At 66.6% G+C, this 26,108-nt stretch carries 23 protein-coding genes; 16 read left to right on the forward strand and 7 right to left on the reverse strand.

Translation table 11 applies throughout. The annotated features are described in order from the left end of the window. Positions 1-101: 101 nt before the first annotated feature. The 6 genes from soxB (at position 102) to H7X47_RS12470 (ending at position 6,133) form a co-directional block, all read left to right on the forward strand. On the forward strand, positions 102-1,796 hold the full coding sequence (gene soxB, locus H7X47_RS12445; RefSeq protein ID WP_193369011.1) for a thiosulfohydrolase SoxB: 1,695 nt from the start codon (positions 102-104) through the stop codon (positions 1,794-1,796). Between the two features lie 50 nt (positions 1,797-1,846). Beyond that, on the forward strand, positions 1,847-3,169 hold the full coding sequence (soxC, locus tag H7X47_RS12450) for a sulfite dehydrogenase (protein WP_193369012.1): 1,323 nt from the start codon (positions 1,847-1,849) through the stop codon (positions 3,167-3,169). Continuing rightward, a complete protein-coding gene (locus H7X47_RS12455) occupies positions 3,153-4,256 on the forward strand; it encodes a c-type cytochrome (protein WP_193369013.1) in 1,104 nt (367 codons plus the stop codon). The genes soxC and H7X47_RS12455 overlap by 17 nt, the downstream gene beginning before the upstream one ends. 131 nt (positions 4,257-4,387) lie before the next feature. Beyond that, positions 4,388-4,855 (forward strand): DsrE family protein, encoded by a 468-nt coding sequence (locus H7X47_RS12460; RefSeq protein ID WP_227010432.1) that lies wholly within the window; start codon positions 4,388-4,390, stop codon positions 4,853-4,855. 91 nt (positions 4,856-4,946) lie between these two features. Continuing rightward, on the forward strand, positions 4,947-5,711 hold the full coding sequence (locus H7X47_RS12465; protein WP_193369014.1) for an SDR family NAD(P)-dependent oxidoreductase: 765 nt from the start codon (positions 4,947-4,949) through the stop codon (positions 5,709-5,711). After that, positions 5,708-6,133 carry a nuclear transport factor 2 family protein gene (locus H7X47_RS12470; RefSeq protein ID WP_227010433.1) on the forward strand — a complete coding sequence of 142 codons (426 nt, stop codon included), beginning with the start codon at positions 5,708-5,710 and terminating at the stop codon, positions 6,131-6,133. The genes H7X47_RS12465 and H7X47_RS12470 overlap by 4 nt, the downstream gene beginning before the upstream one ends. Here the strand turns inward: H7X47_RS12470 and H7X47_RS12475 are convergent. From H7X47_RS12475 to H7X47_RS12490, 4 genes are read right to left on the reverse strand one after another with little or no spacing between them, the layout of a single operon-like run. Further along, positions 6,108-6,650, reverse strand: coding sequence for a DUF3833 domain-containing protein (locus tag H7X47_RS12475; protein WP_193369015.1), 543 nt, complete (start codon positions 6,648-6,650; stop codon positions 6,108-6,110). The two genes, H7X47_RS12470 and H7X47_RS12475, sit on opposite strands and share 26 nt — an antisense overlap. Continuing rightward, positions 6,647-7,879 carry an SAM-dependent methyltransferase gene (locus tag H7X47_RS12480; protein ID WP_193369016.1) on the reverse strand — a complete coding sequence of 411 codons (1,233 nt, stop codon included), beginning with the start codon at positions 7,877-7,879 and terminating at the stop codon, positions 6,647-6,649. The genes H7X47_RS12475 and H7X47_RS12480 overlap by 4 nt, the downstream gene beginning before the upstream one ends. A 41-nt stretch (positions 7,880-7,920) precedes the next feature. Beyond that, a complete protein-coding gene (locus H7X47_RS12485) occupies positions 7,921-8,742 on the reverse strand; it encodes a DUF1365 domain-containing protein (RefSeq protein ID WP_193369017.1) in 822 nt (273 codons plus the stop codon). Between the two features lie 3 nt (positions 8,743-8,745). Continuing rightward, entirely contained in the window at positions 8,746-10,086 is a 1,341-nt protein-coding gene (locus tag H7X47_RS12490) for an NAD(P)/FAD-dependent oxidoreductase (protein ID WP_193369018.1), read from the reverse strand. 227 nt (positions 10,087-10,313) lie between these two features. Between H7X47_RS12490 and H7X47_RS12495 the strand changes: the two genes are divergently transcribed. The 5 genes from H7X47_RS12495 to H7X47_RS12515 all read left to right on the forward strand — a co-directional run bounded on the left by H7X47_RS12495 (position 10,314) and on the right by H7X47_RS12515 (position 15,754). Then, positions 10,314-10,988, forward strand: coding sequence for a sigma-70 family RNA polymerase sigma factor (locus H7X47_RS12495; protein ID WP_193369019.1), 675 nt, complete (start codon positions 10,314-10,316; stop codon positions 10,986-10,988). Then, on the forward strand, positions 10,988-11,644 hold the full coding sequence (locus tag H7X47_RS12500; protein ID WP_193369020.1) for a ChrR family anti-sigma-E factor: 657 nt from the start codon (positions 10,988-10,990) through the stop codon (positions 11,642-11,644). Before H7X47_RS12495 ends, H7X47_RS12500 begins: the two co-directional genes overlap by 1 nt. A gap of 146 nt (positions 11,645-11,790) precedes the next feature. Next, complete coding sequence (locus H7X47_RS12505) at positions 11,791-14,211, forward strand: GcvT family protein (RefSeq protein WP_193369021.1); 2,421 nt, start codon at positions 11,791-11,793, stop codon at positions 14,209-14,211. Between the two features lie 25 nt (positions 14,212-14,236). Continuing rightward, positions 14,237-15,196 (forward strand): choline/ethanolamine kinase family protein, encoded by a 960-nt coding sequence (locus tag H7X47_RS12510; RefSeq protein ID WP_227010434.1) that lies wholly within the window; start codon positions 14,237-14,239, stop codon positions 15,194-15,196. Positions 15,197-15,313: 117 nt separating this feature from the next. Beyond that, on the forward strand, positions 15,314-15,754 hold the full coding sequence (locus H7X47_RS12515; RefSeq protein ID WP_193369022.1) for a lipocalin-like domain-containing protein: 441 nt from the start codon (positions 15,314-15,316) through the stop codon (positions 15,752-15,754). An 88-nt stretch (positions 15,755-15,842) separates the two neighbouring features. On the opposite strand, the gene H7X47_RS12520 is transcribed toward H7X47_RS12515, so the two are convergent. The 3 genes from H7X47_RS12520 to H7X47_RS12530 form a co-directional block, all read right to left on the reverse strand. Next, positions 15,843-16,532 carry a hypothetical protein gene (locus tag H7X47_RS12520; RefSeq protein ID WP_193369023.1) on the reverse strand — a complete coding sequence of 230 codons (690 nt, stop codon included), beginning with the start codon at positions 16,530-16,532 and terminating at the stop codon, positions 15,843-15,845. Positions 16,533-16,620: 88 nt separating this feature from the next. After that, the gene (locus H7X47_RS12525; protein ID WP_319633595.1) at positions 16,621-17,409 is read right to left on the reverse strand and encodes an inositol monophosphatase family protein; all 789 of its coding nucleotides are present in this window, start codon (positions 17,407-17,409) and stop codon (positions 16,621-16,623) included. A gap of 54 nt (positions 17,410-17,463) precedes the next feature. Then, positions 17,464-18,237 (reverse strand): DeoR/GlpR family DNA-binding transcription regulator, encoded by a 774-nt coding sequence (locus H7X47_RS12530; RefSeq protein WP_193369024.1) that lies wholly within the window; start codon positions 18,235-18,237, stop codon positions 17,464-17,466. Between the two features lie 252 nt (positions 18,238-18,489). Here H7X47_RS12530 and H7X47_RS12535 point away from each other — a divergent pair, with 252 nt between their 5' ends. The 5 genes from H7X47_RS12535 (at position 18,490) to H7X47_RS12555 (ending at position 26,105) form a co-directional block, all read left to right on the forward strand. After that, a complete protein-coding gene (locus H7X47_RS12535; protein ID WP_193369025.1) occupies positions 18,490-19,446 on the forward strand; it encodes an ABC transporter substrate-binding protein in 957 nt (318 codons plus the stop codon). A gap of 234 nt (positions 19,447-19,680) precedes the next feature. After that, entirely contained in the window at positions 19,681-20,715 is a 1,035-nt protein-coding gene (locus tag H7X47_RS12540; RefSeq protein WP_227010435.1) for a quaternary amine ABC transporter ATP-binding protein, read from the forward strand. After that, positions 20,715-22,760, forward strand: a complete 2,046-nt coding sequence (locus H7X47_RS12545; RefSeq protein ID WP_193369026.1) for an ABC transporter permease — start codon at positions 20,715-20,717, stop codon at positions 22,758-22,760. The genes H7X47_RS12540 and H7X47_RS12545 overlap by 1 nt, the downstream gene beginning before the upstream one ends. Position 22,761: 1 nt before the next feature. Further along, a complete protein-coding gene (locus H7X47_RS12550) occupies positions 22,762-23,637 on the forward strand; it encodes a choline/ethanolamine kinase family protein (protein WP_193369027.1) in 876 nt (291 codons plus the stop codon). A 17-nt stretch (positions 23,638-23,654) separates the two neighbouring features. Next, positions 23,655-26,105 carry a GcvT family protein gene (locus H7X47_RS12555; RefSeq protein WP_193369028.1) on the forward strand — a complete coding sequence of 817 codons (2,451 nt, stop codon included), beginning with the start codon at positions 23,655-23,657 and terminating at the stop codon, positions 26,103-26,105. Positions 26,106-26,108 lie beyond the last annotated feature (3 nt).

The following is a 26,108-nucleotide window of genomic DNA, read 5'->3' on the forward strand; positions in this document are numbered from 1 at the left end:
GCGGCGGTAGAAACGCCGCCGCCGGATCCGGACATTCTCGATTTGCTATTTGACGGTCCTGTCCGTCGGCGTGATTGCGCGGACAGGGAGAGAGGGATTTTATGTTCTCGAGACGCGATTTCCTCACGGCGTCGGTAGCCCTGGCGACCATTTTTGGGCCGGGGATGCATGGTCGCTGGAGCCAGGCCGCAGCCCAGCAGGCGATTACCGAGGAAGATCTGCTGGCGGCGGAGGACTTCGGCAACGTCACGCTGCTGCATGTGACCGACATCCATGCCCAGGTGAAGCCGCTTTATTTCCGCGAGCCGTCTATCAACCTGGGTGTCGGCGAGGTGGAAGGTCTGCCGCCGCATGTGACCGGCCAAGACTTCCTGAAGATGTTCAATCTGAAGCCCGGCAGCCCGGAAGCCTACGCGCTGACCTCGGTGGACTACGTCTCCCTGGCTAAGACCTACGGCAAAATGGGCGGCCTGGACCGCGTCGCCACCATCGTCAAGCGGGTACGCGCCGAGCGCGGCGAGGACAAGACCCTGTTCCTGGACGGCGGCGACACCTGGCAGGGCAGTTACACGGCGAACGAGACCGCCGGCCAGGACATGGTCGACATCATGCACGCGCTCGGCACCGACGCCATGACCGCGCACTGGGAATTCACCTACGGCACCGACCGGGTGAACGAAATCGTCGAGCAACTGCAATTCCCGCTGCTGGCCGGCAACATCTTCGATGACGAGTGGATGGAGCCCGCCTTCAAGGCCTACGAGATCTTCGAGCGCGGCGGCGTCAAGATCGCCGTCCTGGGCCAAGCCTTCCCCTATACTCCCATCGCCAACCCGCGCTGGATGATCCCGAACTGGAGCTTCGGCATCCGCGAGGAAGAGGTGGTGAAGAACATCGCGGCGGCGAAGGAGGAGGGTGCCGAGGTCATCGTGCTGCTCTCCCACAACGGCTTCGATGTCGACCGCAAGCTGGCCAGCCGCGTCGAAGGCATCGACGTGCTGTTGTCCGGCCACACTCACGATGCCCTGCCGGAGCCGGTGATGGTCGGCAAGACGATGTTGATCGCCTCCGGATCCAACGGCAAGTTCGTCTCGCGGGTCGACCTCAACGTCGCCGACGGCGCGGTGAAGGGTTACCGTTACCGCCTGATCCCGGTGTTCTCCGACGTCATCACGCCGGACCCGGAGATGGCGGCCCTGATCGACAAGCTGCGCGCGCCCTACGAGGCCGAACTGCAGCGCGAGCTGGGACGCACGGACTCGCTGCTGTACCGCCGCGGCAATTTCAACGGCACCTTCGACGACCTGATCTGCCAGGCGCTGCTTGCCGAGCGCGACGCCGAGATCGCCCTCTCGCCGGGCTTCCGCTGGGGTACTTCGCTGCTGCCGGGCCAGGCGATCACCGTCGAGGATGTCCACAACGCCTGCTCCATGACCTACCCGGAGGCTTACCGCTCGACCATGAGCGGCCAGCTGGTCAAGGATATCCTGGAAGACGTGGCCGACAACCTCTTCAACCCCGACCCCTACTACCAGCAGGGCGGCGACATGGTGCGCGTCGGCGGTATGGGGTATCGCATCGATCCGGCGAAGGAAATCGGCTCGCGCATCTCGGACATGACGCTGCTCGCCAGCGGCGAGAAGATCGACCCGGCGCGCGACTACGTGGTCGCCGGCTGGGCCTCGGTCAACGAGGGCACCGAGGGCCCGCCGATCTGGGATGTGGTCGAGGCCCATCTGCAGAAGAACCCCAACGTTCATGTGGAAGAGAACCAGTCGGTCCAGGTGGTCGGCTAGAGATTCGGTTAAGCGGCGCAGCTTGCGCCATGAGATTTCGGAGCGAATGAATGTCGAGCCTATCCGGCAGGAAGAAGTCAATTCCGCAGCTGGCGGAGCGGACGAGCGGCGTGGCGAACCCCTCGCGGCGCCAATTGCTGACCACCGGCCTTGCCGTCGGCGCGGGGGCGGCCATGGCCGGCCTGCAGGCCCGGCCCGCGGCGGCGGCCGGCGACCCGGCGATCACCGAGGTCCAGGACTGGAACCGCTACCTGGGCGACGGCGTCGATGCGCGCCCCTACGGCACGCCTTCGCAGTACGAAGAGCATGTGGTGCGCCGCAATGTGGCCTGGCTGACGGCGGACCCGGTTTCCTCGGTGAACTTCACGCCGCTGCACGAGCTTGACGGCATCATCACGCCCAACGGCCTCTGCTTCGAGCGTCATCACGCCGGCATCGCCGATGTCGATCCGGCCAAGCACCGCCTGATGATCGACGGGCTGGTCGACACACCGCTGGTCTTTACCATGGAGGACCTGAAGCGCTTCCCACGTGAGAACAAGGTCTACTTCCTTGAGTGCGCCGCCAACTCCGGCATGGAGTGGCGCGGCGCCCAGTTGAACGGCTGCCAGTTCACTCACGGCATGGTCCACTGCGTCGTCTACACCGGCGTCAAGCTGCGCACCATCCTGGAGGAAGCAGGCGTCAAGACCAGTGGTAAGTGGCTGCTGGCCGAGGGCGCCGACGCTTCCGCCATGAGCCGCTCGATCCCCATGGAAAAGGCGCTCGACGACTGCATGGTCGCTTTCAAGATGAACGGCGAGGCGCTGCGCCCGGAGCAGGGCTATCCCCTGCGCCTCGTGGTGCCGGGCTGGGAAGGCAACATGTGGGTGAAATGGCTGCGCCGCCTGGAAGTGGGCGACAAGCCCTGGCATCATCGCGAGGAGACTTCGAAGTACACGGACCTGCTGGCCAACGGCAAGGCCCGGCGCTTCACCTGGGTCATGGACGTGAAGTCCGTCATCACCAACCCCAGCCCGCAGGCGCCGGTCACTCACGGCCGCGGGCCGCTGGTGATCTCCGGCCTCGCCTGGTCGGGCAACGGCACCGTCAAGCGGGTCGACGTCAGCATCGATGGCGGGCGCAACTGGAAGACCGCGCGCATCGACGGGCCGAGCCTGGACAAGGCGCTGCACCGCTTCTACCTGGACATCGATTGGGATGGCTCGGAGTTGCTGCTGCAGTCGCGTGCCATGGACGAGCACGGCTATGTGCAGCCGACCAAGAACGAGTTGCGCCTCGCTCGCGGCGAGAACTCGATCTATCACAACAACGGAATTCAAACCTGGTACGTGAAAGCGGATGGGGTGGTCGAGAATGTCGAAGTTTCTTAAGGTCGCAACCGCGGCAACCCTGGCGCTGCTGATTCCCGTGGCCTCGGCCTCCGCCGAGGGCGACGCGGCCAAGGGCGAGAAAGTCTTCAGGAAGTGCAAGGCCTGCCACGCGGTGGGCGAGGGCGCCAAGAACAAGGTTGGCCCGCACCTGAACGACATCATGGGGCGCACCGCCGGCTCCGCCGAGGGGTTCAAGTACTCCAAGGCCATGGTCGCGGCGGGCGAGGAAGGCATCGTGTGGGACGAGGAGTCCCTCGCGGCCTATCTCGAAAAGCCCAAGGACTACATCAAGGGCAATCGCATGAGCTTCGCCGGCCTGCGCAAGGAAGACGACCGGGCCGACGTCATTGCCTATCTGAAAACCTTCTCTGAAGGTACTGAATCGGCGGCCGCAGCCGAGCCGGCGGCTGGGCCTTCCCAGCAGGCCGCAGCTGTCTCGGCGCCCGCCGATACCAACATGGCCGACGCCCCGCGGCCGACCCACGGGGTCTTCCACCTTGGCCGCCAGGCCACGGCGGAGGAGATTGCGGCCTGGGATATCGACATCCGGCCCGACGGCACGGGGCTGCCCAAGGGCAAGGGTACGGTCACTCAGGGTGAGGAAATCTTCGCCGAGGCCTGCGCCGTCTGCCACGGCGACTTCGGTGAAGGCCGCGACCGCTGGCCGGTGCTCGCGGGCGGGCAGGACACCCTCAAGGCGGAGCGTCCGGTGAAGACCATCGGCTCCTACTGGCCCTATCTCTCGACGGTTTATGACTACGTGCGCCGGGCCATGCCCTTCGGCGACGCCCGCTCGCTCAGCGACGACGACGTCTATGCGGTCACGGCCTATCTGCTGTATCTCAACGACGTGGTCAGCGACGAGGACTTCGAGCTGTCGAGCGAGAACTTCACCGAGATTCATCTGCCGAACGAAGGCAACTTCTTCATGGATGATCGCGAGGAAGAAGCGCATTACGCCAAGAAGGACGAGCCCTGCATGACTGACTGCAAGCCGGGCCCGGCCGAAATCACCATGCGGGCGCGGGTGCTGGACGTGACGCCCGAGGGCGGCGACGACGAGCAGGGTGGCGGCGCGGTCGACTGACCGCGCCCCTCCGGCTCCTTCCTTCACCCAGATGTGAGGCGCTTCGCATTTTACCGTGCGCTGTCCTGTCGTAGTATCCTCGCCCGGGTTCCAAGAATCCGGGCGTTTTTCTTGGGCGAGGAGGGCCACTTATGCTGCGCATTCTGAGGTCGATGGTTCTTGGCACGCTTCTCGGTGCTGCCGTGGCGGCCGGCGGGGCCACGTCCCAGGCGGCGGCCCAGGGCACCGACGGCTATCATCGCTTGGCCCTCTATATCACCGAGGCCGAGATGGACAAGATGAACAGCGTCCTCGATGTGGCCGCCAACGTGTCGCGCCACTACAGCGCCATCGGCGAAGAGGTCGAAATCCAGATCGTCGCCTACAACGCTGGTCTCCACATGCTGCGCGCCGACACCTCGCCGGTGCGCAAGCGCCTGGAAAACTTCATGCTCTCCATGGTGAACGTCTCCTTCCAAGCCTGCGGCAACACCTTGGATTCCATGACCCGCAATGAAGGCGTGAAGCCGGAGCTGATCGAGGGTACGGAGATCGTACAGACCGGTGTGGCCCATCTCTTGGCCCTGGACGAGGAGGGCTGGACCCTGGTCCGCCCCTAGCGACCTCTTGCCGGACCTTCCGGGCAGATGATCCAGGTCTGACTCGGGCGCGTATAGAGAACTCGATCGGCGCATTCAGGGGGAGTTCTCCGTGACAGAGGTTGTCTGGATCACCGGTGCCAGTTCGGGCCTGGGGGCCGCGCTGGCACGTCGCGTGGCGCAGGACGGGCAGGTTGTGGCCGCCTCGGCCCGGCGGCGCGACAAGCTGGCGGCACTGGCGGCGGAAGCCGGTGGCGGCCTGATTCGGCCTTTTCCCCTGGACGTGGAAGATCCGGAGGCGCTGCGCGCCGCTGTGGCGCAGATCGAGCGCGAGGCCGGCCCCATCGGCCAGGCGGTGCTGAACGCCGGTATCCATCAGCCTGTCGACCCCCGGGATTTGAAGGTGGAGGATTTCCGCCGCCTTGTAGAGCTCAACCTCATGGGCACGGTTTATAGCCTCGCTGCGGTGCTGCCGGGCATGATCGCACGTCGCCGCGGCCGAATCGCTATCGTCGCCTCGGTGGCGGGCTATCGCGGCCTGCCGACGGCTGCGGCCTACGGCATGACCAAGGCCGGGCTCATCAACATGGCCGAGGCCCTGCGCGTGGAACTGGCGCCGCTGGGGATTATCGTGCAGATCGTCAATCCTGGCTTCGTGCGCACGCCTTTGACCGACCGCAACGCCTTTCCCATGCCCTTCCTTATGGCGCCGGAAGATGCGGCGGAGGCCTTCTACCGCGGTCTGCAAAGCGACCGCTTCGAGATATCCTTCCCCAAGCGCCTGGTCTGGATCATGAAGCTGCTGCGCTGCCTGCCGGCGCCGCTGGGCTTCGCCGTGACCCGGCGCTTGTTGCCGAAGGAGCGACAGCCGTCATGACCCCGGCGGCGGCGGCTGAACGCTACATCGCTTTCTGCGAAGGCATGACCCCGGTGGATTTGGACCGTCTCGCGGACTTCTGCGCTCCCGAGGTCCACTTCCGCGATCCCTTCAACGAGGTGTCCGGCCTTGCCGCTTACCGCCGGGTTCTGGAGAAGATGTTCCGCGATATCGGCCAGCCGGCTTTCCAGGTCACGGGCCATGCTCTGGCCGGGGAGGTGTGTTACCTGCGCTGGCGTTTCGCCTTCCGCCGCGCAAAGGGAGAGACGATGCGCATTCTGGGCATGAGCGAAGTGCATTTTGACGCCGAGGGGCGCGTCACAGCGCAGATCGATTACTGGGACGCCGGGCAGGTCTACGAGACAGTGCCGTTGCTGCGCGGGCTGGCGAGGTTGGTCAAGCGCCGGCTGTCGGTCGGCTAGGGCGCTGCGCTTTCGCGGGGAAAGGGCAATAGCCCGCGGGTTCTGCGGCGGGTACCTTGGTGAAGGCGATGGTGACCTCTCCCAGCTTGATGCCGAATTTCGTGACCTTCGCCCGGTTGATCATGACGCCGTCGCCCTGCAGGAACATCCAGTCGTCGAAGTGAACGGTCCAGGTGTTATTGCCGACCTTCAGGGCGAAGCGATAGCGCCAGTTCAGCATGCTGCCGCGGAGCCGGCCTTCGGCGCTGCCGACGACGCCGTCCGCCGTGCCGTCGTAGCGTTGGGCGCCGGTCTTGCGGATAAGCCAGGTGCGCCGCTCGCGTTGACCGTCGTCGTAGAGGAAGTCCTCCGCCAGGGTGAGTGTCTCACCGTCCCACCGGCCGTCGATGTCGACCACGAACTGGCGGCGCAGCTTGCCGAAGCGGTCCTGGAAGATGCCCCAGGCCCGGGTCTTTCCGGCAAAATATTCCTCGATGAGGAAGCAAGGGATTGGGCCCGCGCTATCCCCGCCCGTCATGTGTCCCCGCCGCGCTGCAAACCCAGGTGCAGCAGGTCGATGCGGCCGGCCTGGAATCCGGCTTCACAGTAGGCCAGGTAGTAGCGCCACAGGCGACGGAAGCGGGCATCGAAGCCGCCGCCGCTTTGCTCTGCGATCTGCGGCCAGGCGCTTTCGAAGCTGCGGCGCCACAGGGCGAGGGTGCGGGCGTAGTCGTCGCCGTGACGCTCGACGCGGGAAAGGTCGAACCGCGCTGTCGCCGTCAGCGTCGCGAGCTTTCCGGGTGACGGCAGCATGCCGCCGGGGAAGATGTAGCGCTGGATGAAGTCGATGTGGCGGCGGTAGCGCTCGAAGCGCTCGTCGGCGACGGTGATGACCTGCAGAGCCGCTTTCCCGCCGGGCTTGAGCCGGTCGTGCAGCTGCCCGAAATAGGTCGGCCAGTAGGCCTCGCCGACGGCTTCCAGCATCTCGATGGAGACGACGGCGTCAAAGGTCTCCGTCAGGTCGCGGTAATCCTGCAGGCGCAGCTCGACCCTGTCTTCCAGGCCTTCCTTGCGCAGGCGCGCCTGGGTGAAGTCATACTGCTCGCGCGAAATGGTGATCGCGGTCACCCGGCAGCCGATCTCGCGCGCCGCCCAGGTGCAGAAGCCGCCCCAGCCGCAGCCGATCTCCAGCACGTGATGCGCCGGGACAATGCCCGCCAGCTCGGCCATGCGGCGGTACTTGCGATCCTGCGCGGCCGCCAGGTCGTCGTCGGCGGGTGAGTCGAAGAGAGCGGCGGAGTAGGTCATGCCGGGGTCCAGCCAGGCGGCATAGAAGTCGTTGCCCAGGTCGTAGTGGGCGGCGATGTTGCGCCGCGAGCCGCGCCTCGAATTGGGGCGGAAGGCGTGAAAGAGTCGGCTGAGCAGCCGCGCCCAGGCATTGCCGGCCAGCGTGCGGCCGAGAATTTCTTCATTGGCGGCGCCCAGGGCAATGAGGGCGGTCAGGTCCGGAGACTCCCACTCGCCGTCGATGTAGGACTCGGCCAGGGCGATGTCGCCGCCGGCGAGCAGACGCCGGAAGACCCGGGGGTGGCGCAGGCTCATTTCGCCTTGCGGGCCGGCTTCTTCACCCGTGAACAGGCGGGTGCGGCCATCCGGCAGATGCAGAATGAGGGAGCCGCGCCGCAGGCGCGCGGCCAGGGCGAGGACCACTCTTTCCGCAAGGCTGCCGTAGTGTTCGTCTTGCTCGATAACCGTTCTTGCGTGCATCGGCTGTCGCTGTCGTTTCCGTCGTTTGAATGGAAGGGAGGTTATTCGGCGGCCGCTGGCGTGGCGGGCCCGACCAGGGTCACCTGCTGCTGCGGCGCCTGCGGCCGCGGTTCGACCCGTGCCCCCTTACGCCACAGCCGCAGGGCCTCCCAATGGATGGCGGCGATTATCTTCACGGTCATGAGCGGGTAGGCGAAGAAGGCCCGCAGCAGGTTGCGGTCGCTGAGGTCGCGGCGCCGGCCGCTTTGCCGCGCCAGCAGCTGGCCGCCCTCGGGCACCTCCTGGCGGATGGCCACGGCCAGCTTGTCGCCCGGCACCGTCAGACGGAAATCGTAGCGCGAGGCCATGCCGATGAAGGGAGAGACGTAGAAGCGCTTTTCGGCGCTCTGGAGAACGGGGCCGCCACCGCGCTGCGCCGCCTCGACCGGCAGCAGGTAGCTGTGGCTCTCCCCGAAGGTGTTGCTGACTTCGTACAGCAGGGCGCGCAGGCTGCCGTCGGCGTGGTGGCAGAACCAGATCGACAGGGGATTGAAGACGTAGCCGAGCAAGCGCGGATAGCACAGCAGGCGCACAGGGCCGCCGGCCAGGTCGATCCCGGCCTCTTCCAGGCGGGCGTCGATCCAGGGCCTCAGGGGCTGGCCGTCGCGCGGCCCGTGATCGCGGTCGTGGAAGCTGAAGAGGTTCCAGCGGTTGTGGGAGAGGCAACGCAGCCGGCGGCCGCAGGCCGCCAGGTCGTCGAGGTCCAGGTAAAGCGAGAAGACACGGTAGCTGAAGACATGCTCGAAGGGCCGCAGGCGCTTGTGCACGACCTTGCCGAAATAGAGCGCGGAGTTGGCGGGGAGGGGCGATCGCGACGCCTGCAAGGGTCACTCCGCGGCTTGCAGCGGTTCGAGGGGCTGTACGGTCGCGGCCGCCGGGCTGGCCGGCTCGACCTCGTCGGCCCAGGGGGCGGCGGCGCCGAGGGCCCGGGCGACGGCGAGGCCGGCCTGCAGGCCGTCCTCGTGGAACCCGTGGCCGCAATAGCTGCCGCAAAACCAGGTGCGCTGCTCGCCCTGGATCACAGGCAGGTTCCGCTGGGCCCGCAGCGCCGAGGCATCGAACTGCGGGTGGTCGTAGGTGAACTCGCCAAAAACCTTGTCGGCGGCCGGTTCGTGCAGCGGATTCAGGGTGACGATGATCGGTTGGGTCCCGGGCAGGTTCTGCAGGCGGTTCATCCAGTAGCTGACACAGGTCGCCGCGTCGCCGCCGCGCGTCCGCGATGCCGTCTCGGCCAGGTAGTTCCAGCTCGACCAGACGCTGCGCCGGCGCGGCATAAGGCTGATGTCGCTGTGCAGCACGGCGCGGTTTTCCTGGTAGCGGAAGGCGCCCAGGATCTCCCGTTCGCGCTGGCCGGCATCGTCGCCCAGGATCTGCAGCGTCTGGTCCGCGTGGGTGGCCAGGACGACATGGTCGAAGTGCTCCTCCCCGCCGTAGGGACTGCGCAGCAGGACGCCGGCGGCGGTGCGGCGCAGGCCGGTGACCGGCGACTTCAGCCGGACGCGGTTGCGGAAGCCGGCGCTCAGGCGGCGGACGTATTCCTGGCTGCCGCCGGTGACCGTGCGCCACTGCGGACGCTCGCCGAGCAGCAGCAGCCCATGGTTGACGAAGAAGCGCACGAAGCTGCGGGCCGGGAAGTTGCGCATGTCCGCCAGGGTCGAAGACCAGATGGCCGCGCCCATCGGCAGGATGTGCTCCTCGGCGAAGGCACGGCTATAGCCGCCTTCCTCCAGCATCTCGCCCAGGGTCTTCTCACACCCGGAGGCGTCTTCGAGTATCGCCGGCGCCGAGCGGTAGAAGCGCGCCACGTCGTACAGCATGCCCAGGTGGCGCGGCCGCAGCAGGTTGGAAGGCTGCGCCAGCAGGCCCGGCAGCGAGCCCGCGTACTCCCTGCGGCCCCTGTCCAGCGATACCGAGAAGGACATGTCGCTGGCCTGGGTCTCCACGCCGATATGGGCGAAAAGCTTGGTGAGCTGTGGGTAGTTGATCTCGTTGTAGACGATGAAGCCGGTGTCGACCGGGCAGCGGCGGCCGTCAAGGCAGAGGTTGCGCGTGTTGGCGTGACCTCCCAGACGGTCGGCGGCTTCGAAGACGGTTACCCTATGTTTCTGCGAAAGCGCCCAGGCCGCTCCGAGGCCGGCGATCCCGGCGCCCACAACCGCAACTTTCATTGCCTCTAGTGTCCTTCTCCAACGTCCCAGAAGCCCAGTCCGGCAAAGGCGCGGACGTCGATCGGCTCATGCAGGGGATTACGTCGAGGAGGGGGCGCTGGATCACAAAAAAGCGCATTCCGCAGTGGGTTTTAGCAGAATTCTAGGAGGAGAAAATGCCGCCCGGCGGAGTGATCCAGCCGGGGCGGGGCCGCGTATCATACGCAGGTAGGAAGGGATTACCCGGTATGGACCTGGAGCAAAGCCTCGCCCGCGAGGCCCCTGGATGCGAGGACCGTCCGCCCGTCGCCCTGGCCCCTGGTCACAACGGGGTTTGCCGGGCGGAAGCGGCAGGGACGGCGGGAGCCGCCGTCGCGGCGGATCCGGATCCGGCGGCACTTCTCGCGGCCATCGCCACGCGCCGGGATCGGGAGGCCTTCAAGCAGCTCTTCGCGCAGTTTGCGCCCAGGGTGAAGGCCTTCGCGCGGCGCAGCGGCGCCGATGGTCAGGTGGCGGAGGACCTGGCCCAGGACGTCATGCTGACGGTCTGGCGCCGGGCCGGGCAGTACGACCGCGACAAGGCGGCCGCCAGCACCTGGATCTTCACCATCGCGCGGAACCGGCGCATCGACATGCTGCGGCGGGAAGCGCGGCCGGACTTCGATCCGCAAGATCCGAGCCTGAAGGCGGAAGAGGGGCCGCCCGCCGACGAGCGGCTGCACGGCCGCCGCCAGGCGCGCGCCCTGCGCCGGGCCGTGGACCGCCTGCCGGAAGAACAGGCCGAGCTCATGCGGCTCGCCTACTTTGAGGATAAATCGCACGGCGTTATCGCCGAGGAATTGGACTTGCCTTTGGGGACGGTGAAATCCCGCCTCCGACTGGCGATGCGCAAGCTGCGCGACATGATGAAGGATAGAGACTGATGCCCGCATATCATCCGGAGTCCGAACTCCTGATGGACTATGCCTCCGGCGCCCTGCCGGAGCCGGTGGCCCTGCTGGTGGCGAGCCACGTGTCGTTGTGCCGCGACTGCCAGGCGGAAGTAGCACGCCTGGAGGCGCTGGGCGGCGCTCTCTTCGATGGACTTGAGGGCGAGGCTATGGCGCCCGGGGCCATGGACCACGCCCTGGCGCGCCTGGAGGTGACCGACAACCTGGAGGCTGCGTCCGCCACCACATCGCCGCCGTCGCGGGCCGGGCGTCTGGTGCCGCGTCCGCTGCGCGACTACCTGGGCGACGATCTGGAAGCGCTGTCCTGGAAGACCCGCGCCGGCGTGTCGGAGGCCGCCTTGCTGACCTCTTTCCCTGGCTTCAGGACGCGTCTTCTGCGCATCAAGGCCGGCACCACCCTGCCGCAGCACACCCACGAGGGGAGCGAGTATACGCTGCTGCTGGCCGGCGGGTTTACCGACGCCTCGGGGCACTACCTGCGCGGCGACGTCGCGGTGGCCGACCCCAGTGTCGACCATCGCCCCGTGGCCGACGACGGGGAGGATTGCCTTTGCCTCGCCGTGACCGATGCGCCGCTGCGTCTGACCGGCCCGGTCGGCCGCTACCTGAACTTTCTTGCGCGCCTCTAGCGGGGGGATTGCCGCCGCCGACCGCAGGACTACGAACGTTCTTGCGCTCATTGCCACAAATTCACATGCTTATTGTTGACTAATGTGGGTTTTTCGGCAGAGTTTCCAGGCTGGGTTTTTCACTCGGGTTGTCTGGGGGCTAGGACGTGTCGGGCGCGACTCACTGCAGGTTTCTGATCATCGGCGGCGGCATCATCGGCTGCTCCATCGCCTACCATCTGGCGAAAGCCGGCGAAAAAGACATCGTTCTGCTGGAAAAGGCGTCCCTCACCGAAGGGGCGACCTGGCATGCGGCGGGGTTGGTCGGCCAGCTGCGTTCCTCGCGCAATACCACCCGCATGTTGCAGCGCTCAGTCGAGCTCTACGATCGGTTGGAATCGGAGACCGGACAGGCCATCGACTGGAAGAAGGTCGGCAGCCTGCGCCTGGCCTGCTCGCCCGACCGCATGATGGAGGTGAAGCGCCTGGCGACCATGGCGCGCAGCTTCGGCCTGGAGATGCAGGTCATCACCGCCCAGGAAGCCTATGACCTCTTCCCGCTGATCGATCCCAAGGGCGTGCTGGGGGCGGCTTTCATCCCGACCGATGGCCAGGTCGACCCGGCCAGCCTCTGCCAGGCCATCGCCGCCGGCGCGCGCCGCCAGGGCGTGACCATCGTCCAGGGCAAGAAGGTGCTGGATGCCACGGTGACCAATGGCCGCATCACCGAGGTGCAGACCGACGACGGTGACTACAGCGCCGAGACCGTGGTGCTGGCCGCCGGCATGTGGAGCCGCGAGCTGGGCAAGAAGCTGGGCGTCAACGTGCCGGCCTGCGCGGTGGAGCATCAGTATCTGGTGACCGAGCCGATCCCCGACATGCCCAAGGGCCTGCCGACCCTGCGCGATCCCGACCGCCTGGTCTACTACAAGCCCGATGCCGGCGGGCGGCTGGTCATCGGCGGCTACGAGGACGACACCGTTCCCTTCGGCGATCACGGCATTCCCGGTGAATTCGCGCGCCAGCTGCTGCCGGAGAACTTCGACCGTTTCGAGCCGCTGGCGACCTATGCGGGGCAGGTGACTCCGGTGGTGAACACGGTGGGCGTGCGCCAGCTCATCAACGGGCCGATCCCTTATTCGGCCGACGGCGATTTCGTCATGGGCAAGGCGCCGGAGCTGGACAACCTCTTCGTCGCCACGGGCTTTCTCTACGGCATCGCCGCCGGCGGCGGGGCCGGGGCCATCATGGCCGAGTGGATCCTGGAGGGCCGGCCGAGCCTGGACCTCTGGCCGCTGGACATCCGCCGCTTCAGCTACCACCACGGCACCCGCGCCTTTATGTACCCGCGCGCGGTGGAGCACTACGCCCATCACTACAAGATGCGTTATCCCGGCCAGGAGAGCGAGGTGGCGCGCGGCATCCGGCGCTCCCCACTCTACGAGATCCTGAAGGCCCGCGGCGCGGTCTACGGCTCCAAGAACGGCTGGGAACGGCCCAACTGGTTCGCCCCGGAAGGGGTGGAGCCGGTGGACAAACCCGGCTTCGCCGAACAGAACTGGAAGCCCTACGTGGCCGAGGAGCACCGGTCAGTGCGCGAGGGAGTGGCCCTCATCGACCAGTCGAGCTTTTCGAAGTTCGAGCTGCGCGGTCCCGGCGCGCTGGACGCCCTGCAGCGCCTCGCGGTCTCCAACATGGACAAGCCGGTGGGGTCGGTCATCTACACCCAGCTCTGCAACGAGCGCGGCGGGGTCGAGGCCGACCTCACCGTGACGCGCCTGGGGGAAAATCACTTCTACATCGTTACCGGCTCGGGCTTCGGCGTGCATGACGCCCACTGGATTGAAAGCCACCTTCCAGCGGACGGCTCGGTTTTCCTCATCGAGGTCACCTCCGGCAAGGCGGTGGTGAACCTCTGCGGCCCCAAGGCGCGCGAGGTGCTGGCCCAGGCCGCCGAGGAAGACGTCTCCAACGAGGCTTTCCCCTTCGCCACGGCGCGGCGGATCACCATCGCCGCGGCGCCGGTGCTGGCCATCCGCATCGGCTACGTCGGCGAGCTGTGCTGGGAATTGCACATTCCCACCGAGTACGGGGCGCACGTCTACGAGACGCTGCAGGCGGCAGGCGCACCGCTCGGCATCCGTGACGTCGGATACCGCGCCATCGAGAGCCTGCGCCTGGAAAAGGGCTACGTCTACTGGAGCGCCGACGTGACGCCGGACTACAGCCCCTACGAGGCGGGGCTCGGCTTCCGCGTCCACCTGAAGTCCAAGGGCGACTTCATTGGCCGCGCGGCGCTGGAGCGGCAGAAGGCCGAGGGAGTGGCGCGCAAGCTCTGCACCTTCACGGTGGACGACGCCCTGCCGGTCTTCGGCGGCGAGACCATTCTGAAAGACGGCCGGACGGTGGGCCTGGTCTCCAGCGCCGGCTTCGGCACGACGCTGGGCAAGACGGTGCTCTACGGCTATCTGCCGAGCGGCTTGTCGGAAGAGGAAGACTTCGATATCGAAGCCTTCGGCGAACACTACAAGGCTCGGCGCGCAGCCGGGCCATTGTATGATCCGCAGAACGAGAGGCTGAAAGCCTGAGGGAAGAGCAGAAAAGGGGGCAGGCATGACCGATGGGGGTGTCATGACGGAGGCGAGTGACGGCAAGCAGGTGGCGCTGGAGACGCTGCGGAAGATTCCCGGCTTCGAGGCCACGCGCGCGGAGGACTTCACCCTGGAGCGTCAGGGCGGGATGACCAATTTGGTCTACAAGCTGGATTTCGGCGGAGACCGCCGCTTTATCCTGCGCATTCCCGGCAAGGGCACCGAGGACTACATCGACCGTGAGGTGGAGCTGCACAACGCGCGGGTGGCGGCGGAAGCCGGGGTCTCCGCCGAGGTGATCCACGGCGATGCCAAGACCGGCGTCATGATGACCCGCTTCATAGACGGCATCGTCACCATGTCGCCGGAGCAGTTCCGCGCGCGTCCGGGCTCTCCCGCCCGCGCGGCCCGCGCCTTGAAGCAGATGCACGGCTGCGGCAAGGAATTCCGTTTTCGCTTCGAGCTCTTCGCCATGATCGACGACTACCTGGGCATCCTCGACAAGCAGAAGGCCGAACTGCCGGAGGGCTACCACGCGGTGGTCGAGGCGGCGCAGCCGGTGCGCGCGGCGCTGGACGCCAATCCGGCGGCGTTGGCGCCCTGCCACTGCGATCCGCTGTGCGAGAACTTCCTCGACGACGGCGAGCAGATGTGGGTCGTCGACTGGGAGTATTCCGGCATGAACGATCCCCTCTGGGACCTCGGCGACCTCTCCGTCGAGGCCGGCTTCGACGCGACCCAGGATGCCGAGATGATGGAAGCCTACTGCGGCGGCGCGCCTTCAGCCGCGCAGATGGGGCGCATGGTCATCTACAAGGCCATGTGCGACCTGCTGTGGACCCTCTGGGGCCTCATCCAGCATTCCAACGGCAACCCCGCCGAGGACTTCTGGGCCTACTCCGTCGGCCGCTTCGAACGCTGCCAGAAGCTGATGAACGATCCGGCCTTTGCCGGGCACGTGGCAGCGGTGAAGGCGGGATGACGGCAGGGCTTTCCAGCCGCGGGTCGGTTCTTGGCTGACGCGACAAGCGCGCTGTGCGAACCTGGGCCGGGGTCAATGAACAGCAGTCGTCTCTTTGCAGGGCAAGGGGGGTGACACATGCCAATGCCAAGCAATCCGCTGGTCGGGACCTGGCAGTTGATCCACTGGTACAACGTTACAGACGAGGGCGAAAAGACCTTCCCGCTGGGCGAGGGGGCGACGGGCTATATCAGCTATTCCGGCGACGGTTTCGTCTTCGTCCATCTCTCGGCCGCGAACCGCCGGCTCTACGCGGCAAACGATCCCTTCGGCGGCACGCCGGAGGAAGATACGGCGGCGATGAAGTCGCAAATCTCCTACGCCGGCCCCTACGACTATCGGGGAGACGTGGTCGTCCATAAGGTGACGCAGGCCTCCTGCCCCAACTGGGTCGGGAGCGAGCAGATACGCCGGGTGCGCTTCGACGGCGACCGGCTGGAGCTGAGCGCGACCGGTGCCACCTTCCACGGGCACCCGGGCACCGCCTATGTTCTCTGGGAGCGCGCGGCCCCTGCCTGATCTGCGAGCGGCCACGAAGTGGTCAGGGATGGAAGTTGATGAAATTCCGGCCATTCGATCACGGTACTCACGAAGGGATGACGGTTGGCTAGGGGTTGATGCGGGCGTTAGGCTGACAGTTCTCAGACGCGATATCGGCTTGGCATGCCCTGATTGCGGAGATGTATTTCCGCAGATACTCCGGCGCGCCGGGGGCCTGTTCAGCGAGCTTCAACCTCTCCTTCGACTCTTCTATCCGCCCCACGTATGCCAAGGCATAGGCGAGTACGGAGTTTATATATGGCTTTGTGTTCTCGGGCGCTCGCTTCAGCTCAAACTCGGCTTCGTGAAGCAGTTGATCCAGCGCGATCCGGCTCTCAAAGAAAGAAGCCGTTTCATACCACATCGAATTCTGCAGCAGCCAGAATGCTTCCTCCGTTTCCGATTGGCCGAGATGAACGGCGAGGGCATACGCCCTTTGCCACGGTGGAAGCGCCTTGATTTCCTTAAATTCGGAGGATTTCAGGAACGATGTTAGCTCGGCAATCTGGTCCTCGGTAAATTCATCAAATATCGGAAGCCCGTTCGACGGGCAGACGGGAAGTCTGGTGATGAAATCGCAGGAAGTTTGTGGCCGAAATGACATGGTCCGGCCCATGGTGGTGCAGCTTGCCGTGCCTGTAATTGTGAATTCCTCGCCACCGACAGGGCAGGTTACGGACTTGTCGATAGGTATGCCCGCCCAGGCCGAGCTTCCTGATAGTAGGAAAAGGAGGCAGAAGCGCAGCGTTCTCAGCATCTCAGAATCACTCCAACAGGAACCGGAGGGTTGTGAGTTGAGAGGTCGATTGCGGCGATTGTTTGTTCAGCCGCAGGTAACAATAAGATTACGAAAGCGAGCCAGCGACGGTCCGTAGCAACGCCTCGTGAATCTCCGCGCTGGCCGCCGCGACCACGCGGCCATCGGACTGCAGCGTCAGCGGCCGGCCTTCCCAGTCGGTGATGACGCCGCCGGCGGCTTCGACCACCGGGACCACCGGCAGGTAGTCATAGGGCTGCAGGTTGTAGTCCACCACGGCGTCGATCTGCCCGCCGGCGAGCTGGGCGTAGGGATAGCAGTCGTAGGTCAGGCGCTGGTAGGCGCCGAACTGCATCAGGCGCTGGAAGACGGCGGGGTGGTCGGCCATGAGGCCGTTGGCCTCGTTGATGCAGAGGAAGGCCTTTTCCGGCGGCACGCCCCGGCGGCAGGCGATCGGCGTGCCGTCGCGGTCGCTGCCGCTCTCCAGGGCGCCGCCGTAGCATTCATTCAAGGCCGGCATGCGGATGATCCCGGCGACCGGCTTGCCCGCCTTCAGCACCGCCACCAGCATGCCGAAGAGGGGCGAGCCGGAGATGAAGGACTTGGTGCCGTCGATGGGGTCGACGACCCAGACGAACTCGCGCTCCAGCCCCTCGCTGCCGTACTCCTCGCCGAAGATGCCGTGGTCGGGAAAGCGCGCCGCGATGGCCTGGCGCAGCGCCGCCTCGGTCTCGCGGTCGGCGATGGTGACCGGGCTCTCGTCGGCTTTCTGCTCGACAGAAAAACCGGCGCGGTAGTGGTGCAACGGCTCGGCTGCGGCAGCGGCGGTAATCTCACGGGCGGCTTGCAGCAGCTCCGCGGCGGTGGGCGCGCTCACGGGAGGGACTCCTCTAATCTTAGGCTTTGGTCCGTCGGCTGATCTGAATTGCGGCTATTGCTCCGCCGGCTCGGCGACGACCACATTGACGCCGGCCTCGCCCAGGAAGCCGGCGACGTCCGCTGGCGGTGGCGCGTCGGTGACCAGGGTATCGACCACGCTGGGGTCTTCGATGCGCACCGGGGCGCGGCGGCCGAACTTGGTGGCGTCGGCGGCGATGATGGAGCTCTCGGCGTGTTGCAGGATCTCGCGTGAGAACTCCGCCTCCTGCAGGTCGAAGAGCATGAAGCCGGTCTCGGCGTCGATGGCGGCCGCGGAAAGGACGGCGTACTGCACCGAGAACTGGCGCACGAAGTTGATGGCCTCGCGCCCGAAGGCGCCGGCGTCGTGGGCGCGTAGCTCGCCGCCGGCCATGAAGACACGGTTGTTGTTGCGTGTCGCCAGCATCTGCGCCACGGCCACCGAGTTGGTGACCACGAAGAGGTCGTGGTGGCCGCGCAGGGCGCGGGCGACGTAGGCGGTGGTGGAGCCGATGTCGAGGATCAGCGAATCCCCGTTTTTGATCATCCGCGCCAGTTGGCCGGCGATCAGGCGCTTGGCGTCGGGGTTCTCGTCCATGCGTTGGGCGAAGGGGGCTTCCTGCACCGCATCGGGCAGGTAGACGCCACCGTGCACCTTGCGCACCAGGCCGCGTCCGGCGAGCTTCTTCACATTGCGCCGGATGGTCTCTTCGGAAACGTCGAGGCGCCGCGCCAGGTCCTGGATACGGCAGGACCCGGAGACTTTCAGTTCGTCGAGAATCTCCATCTCGCGGTGGGTTGAATGCATTCCTTGAAACCCATGGGCAGGTAACGACAGCGGCTGCCCCGGGCGTGACGGCCTCCCGCGTGGCATTGCCGCCAGTATTTCGCATCCTGGCCCCGGCGGGCAACTAAAAATGCCTCAAAACCCACAAAACCACATATCCAGCGTTGACAGATGTGGGTATCGGCAGAAGAATATTCCCGCTCCCGGCCGCAACCTCTGCCGGGAGCCGGGGAATATGAGGCTAAGAAGAATCGGAACGGGAAGGACGGTAGGATGCGGACACATCTGAAGATGCTGCTGGGCGCCGGGTTGGGCCTGGCGGTCGGTCTGGGGGCCGCCGGGGGCGCGCTGGCGGAGGTGGAATCCAAGGATCCCATCAAGCTGACGCTGCACGACTGGACGGGCCAACTCATCACCACGAAGCTCATGGGCGAGGTGCTGAAGAAGGCGGGCTACAACGTCGAATACGTTCAGGCCGACTACATCGCGCAGTTCGCGGGCCTGAAGACCGGCGACCTGCACGTCGCCATGGAAATCTGGGAAACCACGGGCCGTGAGGCCATGGATGAGGCCACGGCCACCGGCAAGGTCGAGAACCTTGGCGAGACCGGCATGCAGGCCATCGAGGAGTGGTGGTACCCCGCCTATATGAAGGAGAAATGCCCGGGCCTGCCCGACTGGCAAGCGCTGAACGACTGCGCCGAGGCCTTCTCCACGCCGGAGACCGCGCCCAACGGCCGCTACCTGGGCGGCCCCGTGACCTGGGGCGGCTTCGACGACGAGCGCGCCGAGGCCTTGGAACTGGACTACGAGGTGGTGCACGCGGGCACCGACGCCGCGCTCTTTGCCGAGCTCGAGTCCGCCTACCAGCGTAAGGCCCCGATTCTGCTGTGGGTCTATGCGCCGCACTGGGCGCCGATCAAGTACGAGGGAGAGTGGGTCGAGTTCCCGAAGTATACGGCCGAGTGCTACGGCGACCCCGCCTGGGGCGACAACCCGGACATGGCCTACGACTGCGGCAAGCCGCGCGGGCCGATCTGGAAGGTCTCCTGGGCCGGCGTGAAGGACAAGTGGCCGGGCGCCTACGCGGCCATCAAGGCCTTCAAGGTGAGCAACGAGGAAATGGGCGCCATGGTCGCCGCCGTCGATCTGGACGGCAAGGACCTGGACGGCGTGGTCGCCGACTGGATCGCCAAGAACGAGGCGACCTGGAGCGGCTGGATTAAGTGATCCGCGACGAGATGCGCAGCAGGACCCCCTGCGTGTGTTGCCCCTGAGCGATCAGGGGTCTGGGAGGCGACCGGCGTGATCCCGCGGGAGACGCCGGCCGCCCTCCGGGGGCCGGGCGGCCCGCCGGGGCGGCGGCCGCGGTCAGAGCATCCATCACAGAAAGATTTGGGTTCGGCCATTGAGTTCGGGTGCCGGGTATCTCATCGTTCCCCGGAACAGGGGAACTTCGAGGGTATGATGCAGGAAAAACCCGTCAAACTGGCGTGCCGCGACGTCTGGAAGCTCTTCGGGGAGGGGGCCGAGCGCTTCCTGGCCGCGCAGGCGACGGCCCCCGGCCTGCCGGAAATCCAGGCCGCCGGCCTCGTCGGCGCGGTGCGCGCGGCCAACATCGAGGTCCGCCAGGGCGAGATCTTCGTCATCATGGGCCTTTCCGGGTCCGGCAAGTCGACCTTGGTGCGCTGCCTGTCGCGGCTGATCGAGCCGACGGCCGGCGAGATCCTTTTCGAGGATACCGATCTGCTGCGCGCCAGCGAGCGCGAGATGATCCAGATCCGGCGTCACAAGATGGGCATGGTGTTCCAGCACTTCGCCCTGCTGCCGCATCTCACGGTCTTGCAGAACGTGGCCTTCCCGCTGGAGGTCCAGGGCGTCGCCCGCACCACCCGCGAAGCGCGCGCCCTGGAGATCATCGAGCTGGTCGGCCTGAAGGGCCGCGAGGCCTACTACCCGCGCGAGCTCTCCGGCGGCCAGCAGCAGCGCGTCGGCATCGCCCGTTCCCTGGCGGTGGAGCCGGAGATCTGGTTCCTGGACGAACCCTTCTCGGCGCTCGACCCGCTGATCCGCCGCGAGATGCAGGACGAGTTCCTGCGCCTGCAGTCCATGCTGCAGAAGACCATCGTCTTCATCACCCACGACTTCGACGAGGCCATCCGCCTGGCCGACCGCATCGCCATCATGAAGGACGGCGCGGTGATCCAGGTCGACACGCCCGAGCAGCTGGTGCTGGCCCCGGCCGACGACTACGTGGCCGAGTTCACCCGGCATATCCCGCGCGCCAAGGTGCTGAGCGTGCGCGCGGTGATGCAGCCCGGCCCACCCGGCGGTGAAGTGGCGGGGCAGGTCGCCGCCGGCGACCGCATCGAGGCCGTGGCCGACCAGGTGGAAGCGGCCGGCAAGCCTTTCGCCGTGGTCGACGAGACGGGTGCCGTCGTCGGCAGCCTCGACCGCCGCGCGGTGATCGACACCCTCATCGGCCGGGAGAAGGGCTGATGGCCGAGCCGGCGCTGGACACCACCGCCCCCAAGCCGAAGGCGCTGCCGGTCTCGCCCGCTGCGCTCACCTGGCTGCTGCTCGGGCTGGCCACCTTCGTCCTGGCGCACACCAGCCGCGACCTCTCCAAGGCGCTCGACGCGCGCTGGCTGGTCAAGGTGCCGCGCGAGCTGCGCATCTCCATGAAGACCGACATCAGCGCCTTCATGTCGTGGCTGGTGGAGGATGCCCACTTCGGGCTCTTCAGCTTCACCGACCTGACCCGCGGCATCGCCTGGCTGCTGGAGCAGCCTTACGACCTGGCCAAGGCGGTGCTGGTCAGCGGCTTCGTGCAGGGCCTGGGCAACGAGGCCGTGCAGTGGCTGCCGCCGCTTTCCTGGATCGCCGTCGTCTTCGTGGTCGCGGCCATCGGCCACTACGCCAAGAGCATCGGCCTGGCGGTCTTCGTCGGCCTCTGTTTCCTCTACCTCGCGGTCTTCGGCCAGTGGGACAGCGCCATGGTCACCCTGGCCTCGATCCTCATCGCCGTGCCGCTGGGCGTGGGCGGCGGCCTGCTGCTGGGCATCGGCGGCTACCGTTGGCGCTGGTTCGACCGCGTGCTGACGCCGGTGCTGGACCTCATGCAGACAGTGCCGATCTTCGCCTACCTGGTGCCGATCCTCTTCCTCTTCGGCTTCGGGCCGGTGTCGGCGCTGGTCGCCACGGTGATCTACGCCATGCCGCCGATGGTGCGCATCACCACCCTGGCCCTGCGCGGCGTGCCCTCGGAAATCCGCGAGTTCGGCACCATGGTCGGCTGTACCGGCCGGCAGATGACCTGGCGGGTGCTGGTACCCTCGGCGATGCCCGGCCTCATGGTGGGCGTGAACCAGGTGATCATGCTGTCCCTGAACATGGTCATCATCGCCTCGATGATCGGCGCCGGCGGCCTGGGCTATGACGTGCTGACCTCGCTGCGCCGCCTCGACATCGGCGGCGGGCTGGAGGCCGGCGTCGCCATCGTGGTGCTGGCCATCGCGCTGGACCGCCTGAGCCAGGCCTTCGTGAACCGCCCGCCGCCCGAGCACGGTGAGACTGCACCGTCTTTCGCGAAGCGCCATCCCTACACCCTGGCGACCCTGGCGGTGATCCTCGCGACCGGCCTGTTGGGCCTTGTGCTGCCGGTGCTGCAGAGCTATCCGGCGACGGCGCAGATCACTACCGGGGCCTTCTGGGAAAACCTGGTCCAGACCATCAACGTCAACTACTTCGACCAGCTGGAGGCGGTGAAGACCTTCATGGTGCTGAACCTTCTGGTGCCGGTGAAGCGCTTCCTGGTGGGCGTGCCCTGGCCCTGGTTCATCCTGCTGGTGACGCTCGCCGGCTGGCAGCTCGGGCGCTGGAAGCTGGCGCTGCTCTGTTTCCTGCTGTCCGGCTTCATCCTGGTGAACGGCCTCTGGACCGATGCCATGGAGACCATCTATCTCTGCGGCGTCTCGGTGTTGATCGCCGCGGTGATGGGTATCCCGCTGGGCGTCGTGGCGGCGCAGAACCAGAAGGCCGGGCGCTTCATCGGCGGCTTCATCGACACCCTGCAGACACTGCCCAGCTTCGTCTATCTGATCCCCGTGGTCATGTTGTTCCGGGTCGGCGACTTCTCGGCGATGATCGCCGTGGTACTCTATGCCCTGGCGCCGGCGGTGCGCTACACCGCCCACGGCATCCGCTCCATCGACCCGCAGCTCATCGAGGCCGGCACGGTTTCCGGCTGCACCCGCTGGCAGTTGCTGTGGCGCATCAAGCTGCCGCTGGCCCTGCCGGAGATCATGCTGGGCATCAACCAGACCATCATGCTGGCCCTTTCGATGCTGGTGATCACCGCGCTGGTCGGTACCCGCGACCTGGGCCAGGAGGTCTACATCGCGCTGACCAAGGCGGACACCGGGCGCGGCATCGTCGCCGGCGTCTCCGTCGCCTTCATCGCCATCATTGCCGACCGCCTGATCGCCGCCGGGGCCCGGCGCGCCCGCGCGCGCCTCGGCTTGGCCGCGGAAGGAGGCCGCTGACATGACCGATCCGCGCAAGAAAGTCACGTCGCTGAAGCTCTGGCAGGGCAAGGTCGAGCCGCAGCCGCTTTCCGGCGGGATCACCAACGTGAACTTCCTGGTGGAGGACGCCGGGCGCAGGTACGTGGTGCGCGTCGGCGACGACATCCCAATCCACCAGGTCATGCGCTTCAACGAGCTGGCGGCCAGCCGCGCCGCAGCGGAAGCCGGGATCTCCCCGGCGGTGGTCTATCACGAGCCCGGCGTGCTGGTGATCGACTTCATCGCCGGCAAGACCCTGGGCGAGGAAGACCTGCGCCGCCAGGAGACCCTGGAGCGCGCCCTGCCGCTGGTCATCAAGTGCCACCGCGAGCTGCCGAAGTTCCTCCGCGGGCCAGCCCTGGCCTTCTGGGTCTTCCACGTGATCCGCGACTACGCCTGGACCCTGAAGGAAGGCGACAGCGCCCATGCCAGCCTGCTGCCGGCCCTGCTGACCCTGGCGCAGAAGCTGGAGGAAGCGGTGGGCGACGTCTCCATGGTCTTCGGCCACAACGACCTGCTGCCCGCCAACTTCATCGACGACGGCGAGCGCCTGTGGCTCATCGACTGGGACTATGCCGGCTTCAATTCGCCGCTCTTCGACCTCGGCGGACTGGCCTCCAACAACGGCCTCTCGCCCACGCAGGAAGACTGGATGCTGGAAACCTATTTCGAGAAGCCGGCAGACGACGGCCTGCGGCGGCGCTACCAGGCGATGAAGTGCGCCTCCCTGTTGCGCGAGACCCTGTGGTCCATGGTCTCCGAAATCCATTCCGACATCGACTTCGACTACGCGGCCTACACCGCCGAGAACCTGGCGCGCTTTCAGGCCGCCGTTAAAGAATTTCAGCAAAGCTGATAAGGCTGAGGATAAAGATGGCAGAGTTTCCTTCCACGGCAAAAGCGGTCGTCATCGGCGGCGGCATTGTCGGCTGTTCCACCGCCTACCATCTCGGCAAGCTCGGCTGGACCGATACGGTCCTGATCGAGCGCCACAAGCTGACCTCCGGAACGACGTTTCACGCCGCCGGGCTGGTCGGCCAGCTGCGCTCCAACGCCAATATCACGCAGCTGCTGGGCAACTCAGTGGAGCTCTACAACACTCTGGAAGGGGAGACGGGACTCGCCACCGGCTGGAAGATGAACGGCGGCCTGCGTCTGGCCTGCAACGAGGAACGCTGGACGGAGGTCAAGCGCCAGGCCACCACCGCGCACTCCTTCGGGTTGGAGATGCACCTGATGACGCCGAAAGAGGCGCAGGAGCTCTGGCCGCTGATGACCGTCGACGACGTGGTCGGCGCCGCCTTCCTGCCGACCGACGGCCAAGCCAATCCCGCCGACATCACCCAGGCCTTGGCAAAAGGCGCACGCCAGAACGGCGTGAAGATCTTCGAGGATACCGCCGTGCTCTCCGTCGAGGTTGCGGACGGCAAGGTGAAGGCGGTGGTGACCGACAAGGGGCGCATCGACTGCGAAGTGGTTGTCTGCTGCGCCGGGCAGTGGTCGCGCAGCCTGGCCGCCACCGTCGGCGTCAACGTGCCGCTGGTCTCGGTCGAGCATCAGTACATGGTGACCGAGCCCATCGAGGGCGTGCCGTCGAAGCTGCCGACCCTGCGCGATCCCGACCGCCTGACCTACTACAAGGAGGAGGTCGGTGGCCTGGTCATGGGCGGCTATGAGCCCAACCCCATTCCCTGGGCCATGGACGGCATTCCCGAGGGCTTCCACTACTCGCTGCTGGATTCCAACTTCGACCATTTCGAGCAGCTCATGGAACTGGCGCTGGGCCGCGTACCGGCGCTGGAAACCGCGGGCGTGCGCGAGCTGATCAACGGGCCGGAGAGCTTCACCCCCGACGGCAACTTCATCCTGGGTGAAGCGCCGGAGCTGAAGAACTTCTTCGTCGGCGCCGGCTTCAACGCCTTCGGCATCGCCGCCGGCGGCGGCGCGGGGCAGGCGCTGGCCGAATGGGTTCACGCCGGCGAGCCGCCCTACGACCTCTGGCCCGTCGATATCCGCCGCTTCGGGCGCCCGCACTTCGACACCGACTGGGTGCGCACCCGCACCCTGGAGGCCTACGGCAAGCACTACACCATCGCCTGGCCCTCGGAAGAGCACGACAGCGGGCGGCCCTGCCGCCGCTCACCGCTCTATGCCATCCTGAAGGAGCAGGGCGCCTGTTTCGGCGAGAAGCTGGGCTGGGAGCGGCCCAACTGGTACGCCGATGCGGCCAAGGGCGAGGAGGCCAGGGACCGCTACAGCTTTGGCCGCCCCAACTGGTTCGAGCCGGTGGGGCGCGAGCACAAGGCGGCGCGCGAGGCCGCCGTGCTCTTCGACCAGTCGAGCTTCGCCAAGTTCGTCCTGAAGGGCCCCGACGCCGAGGACGCGCTGTCGTGGATCTGCGCCAACAACGTGGCCAAGCCGGTGGGCTCGCTGACCTACACCCAGATGCTGAACGACAAGGGCGGCATCGAGTGCGACCTGACGGTGGCGCGCACGGCCCACGACGAGTTCTACATCGTCACCGGCACCGGCTTCGCCACCCACGACTTCGACTGGATCAAGCGCAACATCCCGGATGGCATGAACGCGCAGCTCTTCGACGTCACCTCGGCCAACGCGGTGCTGTCGCTCATGGGCCCCAGGTCGCGCGACATCCTGGCGCAGGTGACCCGCGACGACGTCAGCAACGAGGGCTTCAAGTTCGGCACGGCGAAGCGCATCGGCATCGCCGGCTGCCCCGTGCTGGCCCTGCGCGTCACCTACGTGGGCGAGCTGGGCTGGGAGCTGCACCTGCCGACCGAGTACGCGGTCAACGTCTACGAGGCATTGATGAAGGCGGGCGAGGGCCACGGCCTGGCCAATGCCGGCTACCGCGCCATCGAGACCCTGCGCCTGGAAAAGGGCTACCGCGCCTGGGGCAGTGACATCGGCCCTGACCACACGCCCGTCGAGGCCGGGCTCGGCTGGGCGGTGAAACTGAAGAAGAATATCGACTTCAAGGGCCGCGCCGCCATCGAGGCGCAGGTCTCCGGCGGCGTGAAGAAGATGCTGGCCTGCTTCACCGTCGAGAACCCCGAGGTCGTGCTGCTGGGCCGCGAGACCATCTACCGCGACGGCCAGCGTGTCGGCTGGCTGACCTCGGCGGGCTACGGCCACACCGTCGGCAAGCCCATCGGCTACGGCTACGTGCGCAACTCGGCGGGCGTCGACGAGGGGTTCCTCACCTCCGGCAGCTATGAGTTGGAGGTGGCTGCGGAACGGGTTCCCTGTGCCCTGCACCTGGCGGCGCTCTATGATCCCCAGATGGCGCGGGTGAAAACCTAGGCG

The organism is Pelagibius marinus (genome assembly GCF_014925385.1).
GTDB classification, from domain to species: domain Bacteria; phylum Pseudomonadota; class Alphaproteobacteria; order Kiloniellales; family Kiloniellaceae; genus Pelagibius; species Pelagibius marinus.

Excerpts from the sequence above, each read along its gene's own strand:
- H7X47_RS12460 (WP_227010432.1), top strand. The coding sequence starts at position 4,388 with ATGCTGCGCATTCTGAGGTCGATGGTTCTTGGCACGCTTCTCGGTGCT.
- H7X47_RS12480 (WP_193369016.1), bottom strand. The coding sequence starts at position 7,879 with ATGCACGCAAGAACGGTTATCGAGCAAGACGAACACTACGGCAGCCTT.
- H7X47_RS12470 (WP_227010433.1), top strand. The coding sequence starts at position 5,708 with ATGACCCCGGCGGCGGCGGCTGAACGCTACATCGCTTTCTGCGAAGGC.
- H7X47_RS12500 (WP_193369020.1), top strand. The coding sequence starts at position 10,988 with ATGCCCGCATATCATCCGGAGTCCGAACTCCTGATGGACTATGCCTCC.
- H7X47_RS12535 (WP_193369025.1), top strand. The coding sequence starts at position 18,490 with ATGCGGACACATCTGAAGATGCTGCTGGGCGCCGGGTTGGGCCTGGCG.
- H7X47_RS12555 (WP_193369028.1), top strand. The coding sequence starts at position 23,655 with ATGGCAGAGTTTCCTTCCACGGCAAAAGCGGTCGTCATCGGCGGCGGC.
- soxB (WP_193369011.1), top strand. The coding sequence starts at position 102 with ATGTTCTCGAGACGCGATTTCCTCACGGCGTCGGTAGCCCTGGCGACC.
- H7X47_RS12530 (WP_193369024.1), bottom strand. The coding sequence starts at position 18,237 with ATGCATTCAACCCACCGCGAGATGGAGATTCTCGACGAACTGAAAGTC.
- H7X47_RS12455 (WP_193369013.1), top strand. The coding sequence starts at position 3,153 with ATGTCGAAGTTTCTTAAGGTCGCAACCGCGGCAACCCTGGCGCTGCTG.
- H7X47_RS12515 (WP_193369022.1), top strand. The coding sequence starts at position 15,314 with ATGCCAATGCCAAGCAATCCGCTGGTCGGGACCTGGCAGTTGATCCAC.
- H7X47_RS12545 (WP_193369026.1), top strand. The coding sequence starts at position 20,715 with ATGGCCGAGCCGGCGCTGGACACCACCGCCCCCAAGCCGAAGGCGCTG.
- H7X47_RS12510 (WP_227010434.1), top strand. The coding sequence starts at position 14,237 with ATGACCGATGGGGGTGTCATGACGGAGGCGAGTGACGGCAAGCAGGTG.
- H7X47_RS12540 (WP_227010435.1), top strand. The coding sequence starts at position 19,681 with ATGATGCAGGAAAAACCCGTCAAACTGGCGTGCCGCGACGTCTGGAAG.
- H7X47_RS12475 (WP_193369015.1), bottom strand. The coding sequence starts at position 6,650 with ATGACGGGCGGGGATAGCGCGGGCCCAATCCCTTGCTTCCTCATCGAG.
- H7X47_RS12495 (WP_193369019.1), top strand. The coding sequence starts at position 10,314 with ATGGACCTGGAGCAAAGCCTCGCCCGCGAGGCCCCTGGATGCGAGGAC.
- soxC (WP_193369012.1), top strand. The coding sequence starts at position 1,847 with ATGTCGAGCCTATCCGGCAGGAAGAAGTCAATTCCGCAGCTGGCGGAG.
- H7X47_RS12520 (WP_193369023.1), bottom strand. The coding sequence starts at position 16,532 with ATGCTGAGAACGCTGCGCTTCTGCCTCCTTTTCCTACTATCAGGAAGC.
- H7X47_RS12550 (WP_193369027.1), top strand. The coding sequence starts at position 22,762 with ATGACCGATCCGCGCAAGAAAGTCACGTCGCTGAAGCTCTGGCAGGGC.
- H7X47_RS12490 (WP_193369018.1), bottom strand. The coding sequence starts at position 10,086 with ATGAAAGTTGCGGTTGTGGGCGCCGGGATCGCCGGCCTCGGAGCGGCC.